We start from the raw sequence: 14,003 nt of genomic DNA, 5'->3' as shown, positions 1-14,003 counted from the left end.
TGATTGGTCTTTTTTATTAGAAAATCGTCTACTAGTATCGACTTTTGTCTGTGATCATCTTTGTTTGTTTATCATAAGTGATTGTGACAGAGCCATTGGCGTATTCGCCGTCTTTCGTTTGATCCCAAGTGGCTGTCGATCTTGGAGGCATACCATATTTTTCTTTTTCCCAGCTGGTTACTCTGTCTGGCGGACCAACTAGTTTTTCTAGTTCTTCATAGCTGGCACCGCCCTTAAAGGAGTATTTTTCGTTGTCAGCATCGTAATGCTCTGTCGCGACCTTTATACTATCGTAGATTTCTGATGTCCACTCTCCAGGAAACGCACCCTTTGGTTTGGAGGTTGCTGGTTGTGTGTCGATCGGTTCATAGGAAACGGTATTAGAAATCATAAAAAGGATAGAACCGATGATGAGTAAAATAACGAAACTTAGTGCTAGAACCCTATTTCTAGGAGATTTCTTCGGGAACGTAGTTTGTTGCTGCACTTTTTGTGATAAATCCTTTTTTTGCGGTTTCAAATAAATCGTTCCACAATAATCACATTTCCAACCTTGATCGACTTTATGGAAATGTGTGCTACCGCAATTCATACATTCTTTACTTTTCATGATAGAGTCCATCCGATCCGTAATTTTCAGGGAAGTCATCCGGATATTTACCTAATCCAGCGCGAGAATATTGTTCTGGTAGACGATTAAAGTAAATGTAACGCACGATTGGGGTGACATATCCTACCTGATCATCTTTAAAATAAACATTGGGTTTTCCCTGTTTTTCGTAAACAAATAGTTTGGTGAATCCACCAAAAGTATTATCCGTGTTTATGGCGATGAAGGCACGAACCTCTCGCCAAGTCAATTCTCCTTGCTGCCACTGCTTTCTAAGCATCTTTGCTTCATAATTGATGGGATTATTTTGTTCATCAAACTTAAGAGCAAGCTTTTTTTGAATTTGCTCGGAATCTGTAACAATCTCATCTGGCTGCCCCCAAATCCGTAAAATATCTGAGCTGGAGTATTGATCGAAATCTGGTCCGTAAGCGGCTAGAAATCCAGCTTCTCGATAATAAGTTGTTACAGCGAACTCGCTATTAGGATTCTCGATAATCATGTCTTCTTTTGGAGGTGTTCTTAGACGATTTTTTTCAAGAGTATCATGTTGCTTTTGTGCGGCTGATACTCGTTCTTTAAATTCTTCCGTCTTGTCGCCGCCGTATTCTTCCGCTGACACGAGCGCTAAATCAATCTCCGCTTGGTTCAATGAAAGCTCAGCGATTCTCACGTTTCGCTCAGGATTCTTCAATTGGCTAGGCGAATAGGTTGTCGAATCTGTCGAGCTTTTAGCGCTGGTGACAGGTTTAAATGTAGTCAATTTGGGTCCGCTCTTTGAAGGAGTTGTCTTCAGTGAAAAGGGGATAAGAATACTGCTAATAAAAAGAATACCTACAATAAGAAACAGTGTGATACTTATAATGAACGCCGGCTTTTTCTGCGGTTGTCTTTTTTCTAGAGGTGGTGCATCAAGCTCATAGACCGCGTGACAATAGCTGCATTCATAGCCAGCTTCTGTTTTTTCGAACTGATTTCCACCGCAATAGTTACAGACCAAGCCCTTCATTTTCACCACTCCCCTCATTTTTATCCGAAGTCCTTAGACAGATAACATCGTTTTCGTTGGTACCAGAACGCTAACTGTTCATAAATGATACCACGGGGTAGGTGACGCGAAAAGAGAGGATTCAAAGATTTTAGGCGCTATCAGAGAATTATGGAAGATAATTATTTCTTAAAAATGAACTATTGTTCTTATTTGACTAATTAATCAGAAGATGATATTTTTATTATAGAAAATATTTTCTGAAAATTGAACATAATTTCAAAAAGGAGTGGTGCGTATGATGGATGCGGAAAAGGTACAGCTAGTAGAATATGGCAAAAAATTGATTTCGACGGGATTGACTGCAGGGACTGGCGGAAACATCAGCATGTATGACCCTGAAAAACAGTTGATGGCAATCACACCTAGTGGCATTGATTATTTTGAGATGACAGTAGAGGATATTGTTTTGCTGGATCTGGAAGGGAAGGTTGTTGAAGGAGCAAGGAAGCCTTCAAGTGAATGGCAGATGCATTTGATTAATTATCAACGGCGAGGTGCTGAAATTCGTGCGGTCGTACATGCGCATTCGACATTTAGTTCGATTCTTGCGACTTGCCGCAAGCCTTTACCAGCGACCAATTATATGATAGCGGTTGCAGGAGGTAATGATGTTCATTGTTCTGAATATGCGACTTTTGGGACTGAGAAGTTGGCGGAGTACGCCTTTGAAGCGATGGAGAATCGTTATGCTTGTTTTTTAGCGAATCATGGGCTGCTGACATGCGGTCCGACTTTGCACGATGCGTTTTCGGTAGCCAGTGAGATCGAACGTTTAGCGGGTTTACATGTAGGTGCTTCTTTATTTGGAGATCCAGTAATATTGGACGATGCAGACATGGCTGAAGTACACGAGCGTTTTCCTAGTTATGGACAATAAGAGAAGTGCGGCGAGGTGATGAGCAATGAGTAAAGTAATTATTGTCGGAGATACATTTGTTTCTGTGGATATATGGAGACAAGCGGTTGAAATGATGGATCTGCCAGAGCCTGTAGAGATTGTTTCTTTAGAATGGTACCCGGAAGATTCTCCGAAAGAATTTCAGCGAAAGTTAAAATTGATTGAACAAAACGGTCCTGAATCGGTAGCGATTCCTGAAAGGATTATGGAAGAAATAAGTGATGCTGATTATTTATTCGTTCACGTGGCTCCAGTTTCTCGTAAGTTGTTGGAAAATGCACAGAATCTGAAGTTGATTGGAACCTGCCGTGGTGGGGTAGAGCATCTGGATATTGGTTTAGCGCGGGAAATGGGGATTCCAGTTATTCATGTCATTCGGAACGCCGAACCGGTTGCAGACTATACCATTGGCATGATTTATTCAGTGACCAGAAATATTGCACTTTCCCATGCGGCAGTGATGCAGGGCGCATGGCCGAAAAATTTTCCGAATGATGCCTATCGTACGACACTTTCTAGTCAAACAGTTGGTTTAGTGGGACTGGGACATATTGGAAAAATGGTGGCACAACGACTTGTCAATCTTGGAGTAAAGGTGATCGCCTACGATCCTTTTATTGATCAAGAAGCAGTACGGTCATCTGGTATTGATTTAACCTTTGTTTCTTTAGAGGCATTATTTAAGCATTCAGATATTGTTTCTCTGCATATGCGGGTAACGCCTGAAACGGAAAATTTAATCGACAGGAAATTGTTGGCTCTTATGCAGCCTAGTGCTTATTTAATCAATACTGCTCGTCCTGGTATTCTGGTTAAAGCGGATTTTATTGAGGCTTTGAAGAAGAGAAAAATTGCTGGAGCTGCTATTGATGTTGTGTGGGAGGAGCCGATAGAGGCGGATGATCCTTTACTCGAATTGGATAATTTGGTCATTACTTCGCATATCGCAGGGGATACTGTGGATGCGATTCCTAAATCACCGCTTTTGTTAGCGAAAACGGTAAAGGGTTATCTTCAAACTGGAGTTAGCGAATTCATCATTTAAAAAGAGTTCCTGAGAAAACCAATTCTCAGGAACTCTTTTATTTTATACGCGATCGTAATCTTCTAAACGAATTTCTTCGAGCTCTTCCTCATTGAAGTCGAGGTCTTTGTCTAGGATTTTTTCAACAGCACGGATTAATGAAGCGGCATCTAAACCATACTTTTTTAATAAATAAGGTTTCGAAGCACCGTGTGTCCATTCATCATTGATTCCAACCTTGATTAATTGCTTATGCAGTTGATGCTCTAGCATTACTTCGCCGACTGCGGTGCCTAAACCACCGATGGTGACATGATTTTCCATGGTAACAACACCATGTTTTACTTTCTTGATTGAATCAACCACTAATGGATCGGTGAAAGGTTTAAGTGTCGTGATATGAACGTGCTGAACTGAGACACCTTTTTTCTCAAGCCATTGAGTCGCTCGCATTGCTTCTTCGGTACAGATACTACTAGAGAATAAAGCGACATCGTCTCCCTCGGAAATGACCCGGCCTTTGTTGAACTCCGTTGGTTTGTCTGGAGAGAAGAGCCGCGGCATTTGGCCACGCAACATTCTGACGTAGATTGGTCCATTGACTTCTTTACAAATATTCAATGCTGATTCAACATCTGTGGCATCGCCGCAATCGAAGATCGTCATGTTGGGGATTGTTCGCAAGATACCGACGTCTTCAATTGATTGGTGAGTAACACCGCCGGGAGTCGTGATTCCTGGTACGAAACCTAACAGAGAGACTGGTAGATTCGGATAAGCAATCGACATTTCTAGTTGATCCAGCGGTCTGCGATAAAGAAAAACTGCAAAGGTGTGTAAGAAGGGGCGGAAGCCTTCGCGAGCTAGGCCAGCGGCCCAACTTAACATGTTTTGCTCAGCGATTCCCATCGATAAATACTTTTCAGGGAATACTTTTGGGAATTCTTTGACCTCACAAGAAGTACCTAAGTCAGCGGACAAGACCAAAACATCCTCATTTTCCTGTGCAAATTTGATCATATTTTTTGAATGTACATCCGATTCGATTTTCATAATAAAACTCCTTCCTCTTTTCTCTTACATTTCATTGTAGAATTTCGTGTATTTGTCGAATTCTTCGCCTTCTTTTAAGCGAACAAAATGTAAAATCGGTCTTCTTTCGTTTAAGTACGGAATACCTTGTGTTGGATCGGTATAGCAAAGAATCACTAACGGCTTGTTCTTTTCGCCTTGTTTGGCAGCATCTTCAATGGCCTCAATGTCATGTCCGTTAACTGAAACCGCCTTAGCGCCAAATGCGGTAAAACGATCTTCTAGCGGCTCGATAGCCATCACTTTCTTGGTCTCGCCTTCGACCTGCTGTCCGTTGATATCCACGATTAAAACCAAATTGTCCAATTGATAGAAGACCGCAGCCTGAATAGCTTCCCACAATTGACCTTCTTCCATTTCGCCATCAGACATCATTACGAAGATCCGACCTTCTTCACCGCGTAATTTCCGGGCATGAGCTGTACCGCCTGCAACGCTGATTGCTTGGTCTAATGTTCCGGCAGCGTTTTCAAAACCGGGTGTGTGATTGGCACCGATCATTTCCATTGAATAACCGTCACGATTGAACATTTCTAATGCGGCTTCATCTAAACGATCTGCTTCTATCAATGCTGCATATACAGGTGCTGCATAATGTGCCGGTGAAATAAAGAATCGATCATAAGGTGCTTTTAATGATCCGTGATATTCAGCCCCTTGAATGTAATCCATATTGTCCTTCGACGGTGTTCCCGGAAATTGTCCAGGTAAACGAGGTGCTTTGCTTTCGCTTAAGTTCAATACACGTAAGTAAAGAGTCGCGAAAAGCTCTGCTGATGAACAAGCTTGTGAGAGGTAGCAGCCGTTTCTTTCAAGTGTCAATTTTAGAACATGTTTGCGAATGTTTTTTGCCGCTTTTTCTACATCAGCGACCGTATAATGATTTGCCATGATAAAACTCCTTTTTCGTATTAATGTATTTAGTTTATTTATTTTTGTCCGTAATTATTTTGGTAGAAGTCATATACTTCGGCAGTATAGGAATCTTCTAATGGTTTGAGTGAGGTGTTTAAAGTTCTGGCGTAATAGACGCTTTGAGCGGTTTCTTCTAGGATAACCGCATTTTTTAGTGAGTTTGTCGCAGACTTTCCAACAGTGAAGACACCATGGTTTTTCAGTAGAATTGCGGGACAATTTGTTTCTTGATAGCAACGGACGATCTCAGCTCCAATGGCTTTCTCGCCGACAGCAGCGATTTCTGACAGTGGAATCTCTTTACCGAAAACGGCAGCAGAAGTAGTTGTGTATATAGGTAGTGATTCTCCTGCAATCGAAAAAGCTGTCGCGTAAGGAGAATGTGTGTGAGTGATACCTAATACTTCAGGACAATGGTTGTAGACATATAAATGAGATTCTGTATCGACAGAAGGAGTCAGCTCACCTTCAATGACATTGCCTTTCAAATCTACGACAATCATGCTCTCTGGCGTTAAATCGTCAAAGTGAATGCCGCTAGGTTTGATGACCACATATTCTGTTTCGGGATCTTTTGCGCTGACATTTCCGCTCGTCCATAAAACTAGTCCATTTTTAGGAAGCGCTTTATTATCCTTGCACACCGTCTCTTTTAGTTGTTCCAGCATAGTATAACCTCCAATGTTGTTTTTTACATTATTTCATTATAGAGAACAAATGTCAATATGTATTTCATGGTTGGATCCGCAATTATATGAATAAACAGATATAAAATAAGCTGTAATCGTTTTCAATAAAAGCATTGACAACAGTAAAATGTCATGCGATACTTTTCATAAGTTCTAACAAGTGAAAAAAAGTTCATGAAAAGGGAGGAATTATTGTGGAGTTGTTACAAAATATCTTAAGTTCATTTGGAGCAGCCGTTGTTGTACCAGTGATGTTGTTCATTGTGGCATTATTTTTGAAGGTAAAACCTAAAAAAGCCTTTCAGTCTGCCTTGAATGCTGGGATCGGGTTGACAGGGTTCAACTTGATCGTGAATTCATTTGTGCCAATCGTGACACCGGTTATCAACAACATGGTCGAGCAGACGGGTGTGAAGCTGCCGGTATTTGACACAGGCTGGCAGGCGACTTCGGTCATTGCCTATTCGACACAGGTTGGTGTGGTTTTCTTAGTAGTAGGTTTGGTCTTGCAAGTGGCATTATTCTTATTAAAATGGACCGATGTATTTATGCCTAGTGACATGTGGAATAATTATTCTTTCATGGTTTGGGGCTCAATGATTTATCTGATCACTAGTAACATGGCGTTGGCGATGGCATGTATGATCGTGCAGAATTTATATGTCATGCTATTAGGTGAGGTGATCGCTAAACGCTGGGCGAATTACTATAATTTGCCAGGGACGACCTTAACTGCGCCGCACCATGTTACCTCGGTGCCGTATGCAATCATCATGAATTGGATTTTAGATAAATTAGGTGCTGGTAAAATTAATTGGGACCCAGCAACGTTGAAAAAGAAATTAGGCTTCTTAGGAGAACCGATTACTTTAGGATTGTTTCTTGGCCTGCTGATCGGAATCATGGGGAACTTGAACAATTTGACGAGCTTAGATGGTTGGGGCAGTGTTTTCACAATGGGACTAGCAGTATCAGCTGTTATGGCAATCTTCCCGCGAGTTGCGAGTATTTTTGCTTCGGCATTTACCAGCTTAACAAATGCCAGTAAGAAAACAGCGAAAGGTAGTGGAAAGAACCGTGAATGGATGCTCTCTGTCAATGATGCGGTTGGTTATGGTGAGCCTGCGACTTTGATGACGGGACTGATTTTAATTCCAATCATGGTCTTGCTGGCGATGGTATTACCAGGAAACGAAACCTTGCCGTTAGTCGATTTAATCGCATTGCCATACATGGTAGAAATGATTATTTGTGTATCGAAGGGAAATATTTTCAAAGGCGTGATCTCGGGTATCATTTGGTTTACAATTGGTTTGTATGTATGTACGTTAACAGCACCATACTTTACTGAAGTGGCTGCACAAGTCGGTGTGAATATACCAGAAGGAGCTATGATGATTACCAGCTTTGGGATTTTGTACAATCCGGTGATGGCCTTGATTTTCTTAGCATTCTTGTCTGGAAACTTTTTATGGATGGGAATCGTTGTCGTACTTTACCTAGCAATGTATGTCCTATTCAAGAAAAACAAACAGGCAGTTTGGAGCTTCTTGGAAGGTGAAAAACCAGATACGCCAAAAGAAAAGGTGGTTGCATGAAGGCGTTAGTCAAAACAGAACCCGGCTACAACAAAATGGAATTATTAGAGATTGAGAAGCCTGTACCTAAGGATCAGGAAGTCTTAGTCAAAGTTATTTACACGGGGATTTGCGGAACAGATATTCATGGATTTAAAGGGGAGTATGATCGTTTAAAAACACCGCTGGTTTTAGGTCACGAGTTTTCTGGTGTAGTAGAAGCGGTCGGCGAAAATGTCACGAAAGTTCAAAAAGGCGCATTCGTCACTAGTGAAACAACCTTTGATACCTGTGGTGAATGCGAATCTTGTCAAAATAAAGAATACAATCTTTGCTTAAATCGCAAAGGCCTAGGCAGCCAAGTGAACGGCAGCTTTGCCGAGTATGTGCTGACTCGTGAGGAAAGTATTCATGTATTGGATCAAAAGATTAGTTTATTGGCAGCTTCGATTACTGAACCGATCGCCTGCGGAGTTCACGCCAGCTTGGAAAAGGCTCAAGTTAAAAAGGGTGAAGTAGCAGTGATTGTCGGGCCTGGTCCAATTGGGTTATGCTTAAGTCAAGTGTTGAAAAGTGTGGAAGCTAAAGTAATCGCTGTAGGGATCACCCAAGATGCCGAGCGGTTGAAGACAGCTAAGGAATTAGGTGCTGATCGAGTGATTGATTCGCTGACAGAGGATGCGACAGCGATTATCAAAGAGTTCACGAATGGTAAGGGTGCGGATTATTGTTTTGAGTGTTCGGGAGCAGCTCCAGCGATCAAAGCAATTTTTGATTATTTGAAGCAAAAGGGAACCTTAGTGCAAATGGGCGTTTTTGGCAAAAATTTAAATGAATTGGATATGAATTCGATCGTACAGCGTGAGATGAATATAATCGGATCGCGCTCGCAAAAACCTTCCACTTGGCATTTGACCTTAGATCTGATGAAACAGGGAAAAATCGATGCGGAACGCTTGATCACAAAAATTTACCCATTAGAGCAATGGGAAGAAGCGATCGAACAAGTGATGGCTGGCAATGAAATCAAAGTGGTTCTACAGCCGAATAAACAATAAAAGGAGGGTTTGCGATGGAAGAAAAAAATCTGGTTGAAAGAAATTGTATTTTACTTAATCAAGATGTTCACTCATTTGAAGAGGTTATCCAATTGATTGGGGCAGAATTTGAGAAGGCGGAAATAGTTAAACCGTCTTACGTGGAAGCAGTCGTGGCTAGAGAAAAAGTTTTCCCAACGGGACTAGCGGCAGATGGACACAACATCGCGATTCCTCATACAGATCCGGAGCATGTCTTGCGGCCGGGCATGGGTGTCGTCGTAACCAAAGAACCGATTGAAGTATCCATGATGGGCAGTCCTGATATTAAACTGCAAAGTAAAATATTTTTCCCGTTAGCGATGGAGCATCCGAAAAAGCAGCTGGATTTGCTACGACAACTGATGAATGTTTTTAAGACCAAAGACGATCTTGATGCAATCAGTTCTGCGACAACACCTGAGGAAGTTTTAGCAGTGACTAGCAAAATTAAATTTTAAAAATCCCCACTTCGTGAAAGCGTTATACTATAATGGATAAAAGGACTTATCGGAGTGTGAGCACGAAAACTACTTAAATTGGAGGTTTTGAGATGACCGAAATCAAAATATTATCTGTATGCGGATCCGGCACAGTTAGTTCTGCCATGGTGGGGGAGCGAATCGTGGAATTATTAGAGGAACACGGCTATGAAGTAGAAATTCAGGAAGTAAATCCAGGAATGGTCAAAGGAGCTGTCTCTAACGGCGATATTGACTTGATCGCCTTTACTAGTCCAATCGATCCTGCCGATGCAGAAGGAATTCCACAAATCAATTCTGTTGGGTTATTAACTGGTTTAGATGAAGAAACATTTTTAGATGCAGCGTTAGCGGCCTTAAAAGAGATGGGAAAATAATATGTCAAAAGGCTGGATAAAGTGTCCAGCCTTTTTTTGAAAGGAGATTCGAATGGTTTTAGTTGCTTTAGACCTTGATGGAACAGCGCTGGATTCGAATGGCAGGCTGACAAAAAACGTAGCAGATGCGATTCGCCAGAGAGCGAAAAGTAAAAAGTACACCTTCGCCTTTTGTTCTGGACGTCCGTTGTCGGGAGTACTGCCTCATGCTCAAGTAGTGGGAATAGCAGAGGATTACCATGTTCTCGCTAATGGTGCTCTGGTTCAAAATGGGGCTGGTGATAGACTGGTTGAGGAGCTGCTAGATTTTTCGGCGTATCAAGAACTAACGAATTATTGTTGTGAAAATGGCTTGACCTGTATCGCGGTTAATGAGCGTGGAGCAATTACAGCATTTCCTTCGATAAATCTTGGGACACTGGAATTTTGTTTTTTGACAAATAATCAGCTGAGGGTTTGTCCAATAAGCGAAGGTGAACCAACTGAAAAATATTCCAAATTGCTTATTTGCGATAACCCCGATATAATAAAACAGAACAAAAGCCGAGTAGAACAGCGTTTTTCAAAACACTATACCTGTGTGGAGGGCTATCCGACGATGATCGAGTTTGGTAAGAAAAATGTCAGTAAAGGCAGCTCTTTAGCTAAACTAGCAGCTTATTACGAACTTTCGGACAGCGAGGTCTTTGTCGTGGGGGATAATGGCAACGATCTTTCTTCTTTTGAACGCTTTTCGCAATCCATCGCGATGGGAAATGCAACGAGTGAATTAAAACAGGCAGCTAACTGGCATTGTCCGACGAATGATGAAGACGGTGTAGTCACGGCTTTGAAAATGATTGACAACTTTATTACATAATTAGAGGATGACGATCCAGTATTTGAACTAGGAGGATAATATGGCGAATGATATTTCTACATTATTAAAAGTAGCAGAAATGTATTACTTAGATAGGATGAACCAAAACGATATTGCGAAAATAATTGGGGTATCACGTCCATCCATTTCCAGAATGCTGGAGGAAGCACGCGAGAAGCAGATCGTCAAAATCACGATTGAAGCGCCTTTTGAACGCAACAATGCGCTGATGACGAAGCTAAAGGAAAAGTTCGATCTTTTGGAGGTCATTGTGGTAAAAAGCTTGGGAGATTATGAATTCAATCTCGACAATGTAGGTAAAGCTTCGGCTGATTATATCAACGGAGTTTTAGCAGATGACAAGCTTTTAGGGATTTCGTGGGGGAGAACTGTTGAAAAAATGGTAAAACATTTCCCAGATCATGAGCTGAAAAATGTTCATGTGGTCCAGTTGACCGGAAGCTTAGGGCCGAACCGAACGGTGATGGATGGCAACGAGTTAGTTTTTCGCTTGGCTCAAAAATTGGACGGTCGTCATGAATTCTTCAATGCACCAGCGTTCGTTAACTCCCGGAAGCTTCAGGAGGAACTACTGGCTCAGCCGCAAATCGATTTGAATATTTCGCTGGGACGCAAGATTGATGTGGCTTTTAGCGGAATCGGAAATATCGAAACGACACGGAATACGCTCGTTTCTTCAGGGATATTAGATAATCATGATTTGAACGACCTGCTCGCTGAAGGAGCTGTGGGGACAATGATCGGTCGGGCCTTTGATGTCGAAGGAAAAGAAATTCAATACCGTAATCAGTTTCCAATTTCTAGTGGTCTGGATTCACTTCGGCTATCTCCAATCAGCATTGGTGCAGTCTGCTCAAAAAAACGAGCAACGGCAACCCTCGGTGCAATCAATGGTAAATTGATTAATGTTTTGATTTGTGATGAGGAAGTCGGTTATGAATTGTTGAATAGTTAATTTAGTCGTACTAAGTTTATAGAATAGCAAATATCCTCTTCCTTTTTAAAGGAAGAGGATATTTGCGTTTTGGAGAATTTGCTAAATGAATGCTTTACAACTGGTAAATGTGTCTGCTGGATTTGTTTACGATCGTGATATCGCCTTTATCGTAACGATGTCGCGTTTGAGAGTATTCAAAAGGTTGCTCGTTTTCCAAATAAACCGTCTGCTCGATTTCTAAGACTGGATCGTCTGGCTGACAATGAAGGTATTCGATGTCATATTGATCAGGTTTGTCGGCCTTGATTCGGCGATGGGATTGTCCGAATTTTAAATGCAACTCCTCTTGGATATACTGATAGATTGAATTCTTTAGGATTTCCTCGCTGATTCCCGGTATTAGTAGGACAGGCATCACCGTGTATTCAATTGCTAAGGGCTCGTCGTCTAGCATACGAAGCCGAATAATATCATAAATTGGATCATTTTTACCGATCTTCAGTTTTTCTTGATCCTTTTCACTGGGGAAGGTCACGCCAAAGGAAATAATTTTACTGTTTAGATTTCCTAGGTGTCCCAGTTTTTTTGTCATGCCGCCATAAATACTAGCGTCATAATCATAGACCGATTCAGGTCCCTTTACATAAGAGCCTGATCCTTGTCGGCCTTCGATCAATCCCTCGATTTGAAGGCTTTTCAACGCTTTTTGGATCGTTACGCGGCTTGTGCTGTAATGTCTCGCTAATTCTGCCTGATTTGGTAATCTAGAGCCTTTGGGATAAATACCATCAATGATCTGCTTTCTTAGGTCGACTGCGATGTCTTGATAAAACGCCATTTTCTTCTCCTTTCATGCTAAAAAGCAAGTTGATAAGACTAAGGTTTCCAAATTTTTCCGAAAAGACAACTTGAATTTACAAATTTTTAAAACTGTATTAGATTGACAATGTAATCGATTACTAAAGAGAATAATGTTCCGATTTTATTGTGTTTTTTTATAATTTGTAAGAAAAGTATAGCATAGTTGGAAACTAGAAAAGCAAGAATCAATTACGAGGAGGAGTATTATGGAAAACGGCTTTATGGGAAAACTTACGGAAGTTCTTGGTAATTTTGCGACGAAGGTCAATTCATTTCGTTACATCATGGTAATCAAGAATGCTTTTGCTTCCTTAATCCCAGTTATCATTACCGGAGCGTTTGGAACCTTGTTCTCAGCGATGGTATTTGACAATGAAAATGGTTTAGCGAGAATCAAGGCACTGAGCTTTTTAGCAGAATTGAAACCGATATCATCAGCTGTAAGTTATGTTACTTTGAGTTTTCTAACGATTTACGCAGTTTTTCTGATCGGTATCGAGTTGGCTAAGTTGAACAACGTGAAAGGCATTTTTCCGGGAATTGTCGCGGTGATGAGTTATCTATCAGTCAATCCCTTTGTCTACGAGTATATAAATGCGGATAACATTACTGTCGTAGCCGAAAATGTCTTAGCGAAACAATATACAGATACGAAAGGATTATTCCTCGGGATGTTTGTGGCGATTGCTTCAATTGAGTTGTATTGTTGGCTAGGACGGCAGGAGCGCCTGAAGTTAAAGATGCCGGATACTGTTCCCACCAATGTATCGGAAAGCTTCTCAGCTTTATTTCCGACCATATTAACGGTAGCTATCATTGCAACTGCGGGCTTTGCGATAAAAGCAGCGACGGGAATGTATGCGTATGACATTATTTATAATATTGTTCAACGACCGTTAGAAGGGATCGTTCAAGGCTTGCCGGGAATCCTGCTGCTAATGTTTATTGCGCAGGTGTTCTGGGTCATTGGAATCCACGGGAACCAGATGGTGAAGCCTGTACGTGAACCGTTACTGTTAGCTGCTATCGCTGTGAATACCGAAGCCTTTGAAGCGGGAAAAGAGATCCCTAATATTATCACAATGCCTTTTTGGGATATGTATATGAGTATGGGCGGTTCAGGGGTTACAATCGGTTTATTGATCGCGATTTTACTCGTGAGTAAACGAGACGATATGCGGGAAATCACCAAATTATCCTTGGCTCCCGGAATTTTCAATATCAATGAGCCGGTGATTTTCGGAATGCCGATCATGCTTAATCCGATTTTAGAGATCCCGTTTATTGCAACCCCATTGATTACTGGAACGATCGGTTATGTAGCGACCTCATTAGGCTTTGCGGCAAAAGCCGTGGTGATGGTTCCTTGGCCAATGCCGCCAATCGTGAATGCTTATCTTGCGACAGCCGGTGATATTGGAGCAGTGATTACTCAAATTATTTGTATCATCGTATCTATCTTAATCTATTTACCATTTGTCAAAATTTCGAACAAAGCAGCAATAGAAAATGCGTAACACTATTATGAACTAGG

15 protein-coding genes are annotated in these 14,003 nt (G+C 41.4%); 9 read left to right on the top strand and 6 right to left on the bottom strand.

Annotated features, from left to right (window positions below):
* Positions 1-31 precede the first annotated feature (31 nt).
* Positions 32-610: a hypothetical protein gene (locus KQI58_RS02000; protein WP_216406035.1), complete on the bottom strand. Its 579-nt coding sequence runs from the start codon at positions 608-610 to the stop codon at positions 32-34.
* The gene (locus KQI58_RS01995; protein WP_216406033.1) at positions 600-1,619 is read right to left on the bottom strand and encodes a DUF4947 domain-containing protein; all 1,020 of its coding nucleotides are present in this window, start codon (positions 1,617-1,619) and stop codon (positions 600-602) included. Before KQI58_RS01995 ends, KQI58_RS02000 begins: the two co-directional genes overlap by 11 nt.
* A gap of 280 nt (positions 1,620-1,899) precedes the next feature.
* On the opposite strand from KQI58_RS01995, the gene KQI58_RS01990 reads away from it, so the two are divergent.
* Together KQI58_RS01990 and KQI58_RS01985 are read left to right on the top strand one after the other, a co-directional pair.
* Positions 1,900-2,538, top strand: a complete 639-nt coding sequence (locus KQI58_RS01990; protein ID WP_216406367.1) for an L-fuculose-phosphate aldolase — start codon at positions 1,900-1,902, stop codon at positions 2,536-2,538.
* 25 nt (positions 2,539-2,563) lie between these two features.
* Positions 2,564-3,604, top strand: coding sequence for a 2-hydroxyacid dehydrogenase (locus KQI58_RS01985; protein ID WP_216406031.1), 1,041 nt, complete (start codon positions 2,564-2,566; stop codon positions 3,602-3,604).
* A 42-nt stretch (positions 3,605-3,646) separates the two neighbouring features.
* Here the strand turns inward: KQI58_RS01985 and KQI58_RS01980 are convergent, their stop codons facing one another.
* The 3 genes from KQI58_RS01980 to KQI58_RS01970 are packed head-to-tail and all read right to left on the bottom strand — an operon-like array spanning position 3,647 to position 6,258.
* Positions 3,647-4,636 carry a transketolase family protein gene (locus KQI58_RS01980; protein ID WP_216406029.1) on the bottom strand — a complete coding sequence of 330 codons (990 nt, stop codon included), beginning with the start codon at positions 4,634-4,636 and terminating at the stop codon, positions 3,647-3,649.
* 24 nt (positions 4,637-4,660) lie between these two features.
* On the bottom strand, positions 4,661-5,566 hold the full coding sequence (locus KQI58_RS01975) for a transketolase (protein ID WP_216406027.1): 906 nt from the start codon (positions 5,564-5,566) through the stop codon (positions 4,661-4,663).
* Between the two features lie 38 nt (positions 5,567-5,604).
* Positions 5,605-6,258 (bottom strand): L-ribulose-5-phosphate 4-epimerase, encoded by a 654-nt coding sequence (locus KQI58_RS01970; RefSeq protein WP_216406025.1) that lies wholly within the window; start codon positions 6,256-6,258, stop codon positions 5,605-5,607.
* A gap of 215 nt (positions 6,259-6,473) precedes the next feature.
* Here KQI58_RS01970 and KQI58_RS01965 point away from each other — a divergent pair, with 215 nt between their 5' ends.
* From KQI58_RS01965 to KQI58_RS01940, 6 genes are all read left to right on the top strand, one after another.
* Entirely contained in the window at positions 6,474-7,877 is a 1,404-nt protein-coding gene (locus KQI58_RS01965) for a PTS galactitol transporter subunit IIC (RefSeq protein ID WP_216406023.1), read from the top strand.
* Entirely contained in the window at positions 7,874-8,914 is a 1,041-nt protein-coding gene (locus KQI58_RS01960) for a zinc-dependent alcohol dehydrogenase (protein ID WP_216406021.1), read from the top strand. The genes KQI58_RS01965 and KQI58_RS01960 overlap by 4 nt, the downstream gene beginning before the upstream one ends.
* Before the next feature lie 14 nt (positions 8,915-8,928).
* Complete coding sequence (locus tag KQI58_RS01955) at positions 8,929-9,393, top strand: PTS sugar transporter subunit IIA (protein WP_216406019.1); 465 nt, start codon at positions 8,929-8,931, stop codon at positions 9,391-9,393.
* 92 nt (positions 9,394-9,485) lie between these two features.
* Complete coding sequence (locus KQI58_RS01950) at positions 9,486-9,791, top strand: PTS sugar transporter subunit IIB (RefSeq protein WP_216406017.1); 306 nt, start codon at positions 9,486-9,488, stop codon at positions 9,789-9,791.
* Positions 9,792-9,843: 52 nt separating this feature from the next.
* Entirely contained in the window at positions 9,844-10,650 is an 807-nt protein-coding gene (locus KQI58_RS01945) for a Cof-type HAD-IIB family hydrolase (RefSeq protein WP_216406015.1), read from the top strand.
* A gap of 40 nt (positions 10,651-10,690) precedes the next feature.
* The gene (locus tag KQI58_RS01940) at positions 10,691-11,626 is read left to right on the top strand and encodes a sugar-binding transcriptional regulator (protein ID WP_216406013.1); all 936 of its coding nucleotides are present in this window, start codon (positions 10,691-10,693) and stop codon (positions 11,624-11,626) included.
* Positions 11,627-11,720: 94 nt separating this feature from the next.
* Here KQI58_RS01940 and KQI58_RS01935 read toward each other — a convergent pair whose 3' ends face one another.
* Positions 11,721-12,446, bottom strand: a complete 726-nt coding sequence (locus tag KQI58_RS01935) for a GntR family transcriptional regulator (protein ID WP_216406011.1) — start codon at positions 12,444-12,446, stop codon at positions 11,721-11,723.
* A gap of 229 nt (positions 12,447-12,675) precedes the next feature.
* On the opposite strand from KQI58_RS01935, the gene KQI58_RS01930 reads away from it, so the two are divergent.
* Positions 12,676-13,986 carry a PTS sugar transporter subunit IIC gene (locus tag KQI58_RS01930; RefSeq protein WP_216406009.1) on the top strand — a complete coding sequence of 437 codons (1,311 nt, stop codon included), beginning with the start codon at positions 12,676-12,678 and terminating at the stop codon, positions 13,984-13,986.
* Positions 13,987-14,003 lie beyond the last annotated feature (17 nt).

It is taken from the genome of Enterococcus raffinosus (genome assembly GCF_018917525.1).
Taxonomy (GTDB): Bacteria; Bacillota; Bacilli; order Lactobacillales; family Enterococcaceae; genus Enterococcus_A; species Enterococcus_A raffinosus_A.
Note: the sequence above shows the minus strand (reverse complement) of the source record. Positions and strands in the feature narration are given on the sequence as shown.

Excerpts from the sequence above, each read along its gene's own strand:
- KQI58_RS01950 (WP_216406017.1), top strand. The coding sequence starts at position 9,486 with ATGACCGAAATCAAAATATTATCTGTATGCGGATCCGGCACAGTTAGT.
- KQI58_RS01995 (WP_216406033.1), bottom strand. The coding sequence starts at position 1,619 with ATGAAGGGCTTGGTCTGTAACTATTGCGGTGGAAATCAGTTCGAAAAA.
- KQI58_RS01970 (WP_216406025.1), bottom strand. The coding sequence starts at position 6,258 with ATGCTGGAACAACTAAAAGAGACGGTGTGCAAGGATAATAAAGCGCTT.
- KQI58_RS01985 (WP_216406031.1), top strand. The coding sequence starts at position 2,564 with ATGAGTAAAGTAATTATTGTCGGAGATACATTTGTTTCTGTGGATATA.
- KQI58_RS01955 (WP_216406019.1), top strand. The coding sequence starts at position 8,929 with ATGGAAGAAAAAAATCTGGTTGAAAGAAATTGTATTTTACTTAATCAA.
- KQI58_RS01990 (WP_216406367.1), top strand. The coding sequence starts at position 1,900 with ATGGATGCGGAAAAGGTACAGCTAGTAGAATATGGCAAAAAATTGATT.
- KQI58_RS01940 (WP_216406013.1), top strand. The coding sequence starts at position 10,691 with ATGGCGAATGATATTTCTACATTATTAAAAGTAGCAGAAATGTATTAC.
- KQI58_RS01930 (WP_216406009.1), top strand. The coding sequence starts at position 12,676 with ATGGAAAACGGCTTTATGGGAAAACTTACGGAAGTTCTTGGTAATTTT.
- KQI58_RS01975 (WP_216406027.1), bottom strand. The coding sequence starts at position 5,566 with ATGGCAAATCATTATACGGTCGCTGATGTAGAAAAAGCGGCAAAAAAC.
- KQI58_RS01945 (WP_216406015.1), top strand. The coding sequence starts at position 9,844 with ATGGTTTTAGTTGCTTTAGACCTTGATGGAACAGCGCTGGATTCGAAT.
- KQI58_RS01960 (WP_216406021.1), top strand. The coding sequence starts at position 7,874 with ATGAAGGCGTTAGTCAAAACAGAACCCGGCTACAACAAAATGGAATTA.
- KQI58_RS01935 (WP_216406011.1), bottom strand. The coding sequence starts at position 12,446 with ATGGCGTTTTATCAAGACATCGCAGTCGACCTAAGAAAGCAGATCATT.
- KQI58_RS02000 (WP_216406035.1), bottom strand. The coding sequence starts at position 610 with ATGAAAAGTAAAGAATGTATGAATTGCGGTAGCACACATTTCCATAAA.
- KQI58_RS01980 (WP_216406029.1), bottom strand. The coding sequence starts at position 4,636 with ATGAAAATCGAATCGGATGTACATTCAAAAAATATGATCAAATTTGCA.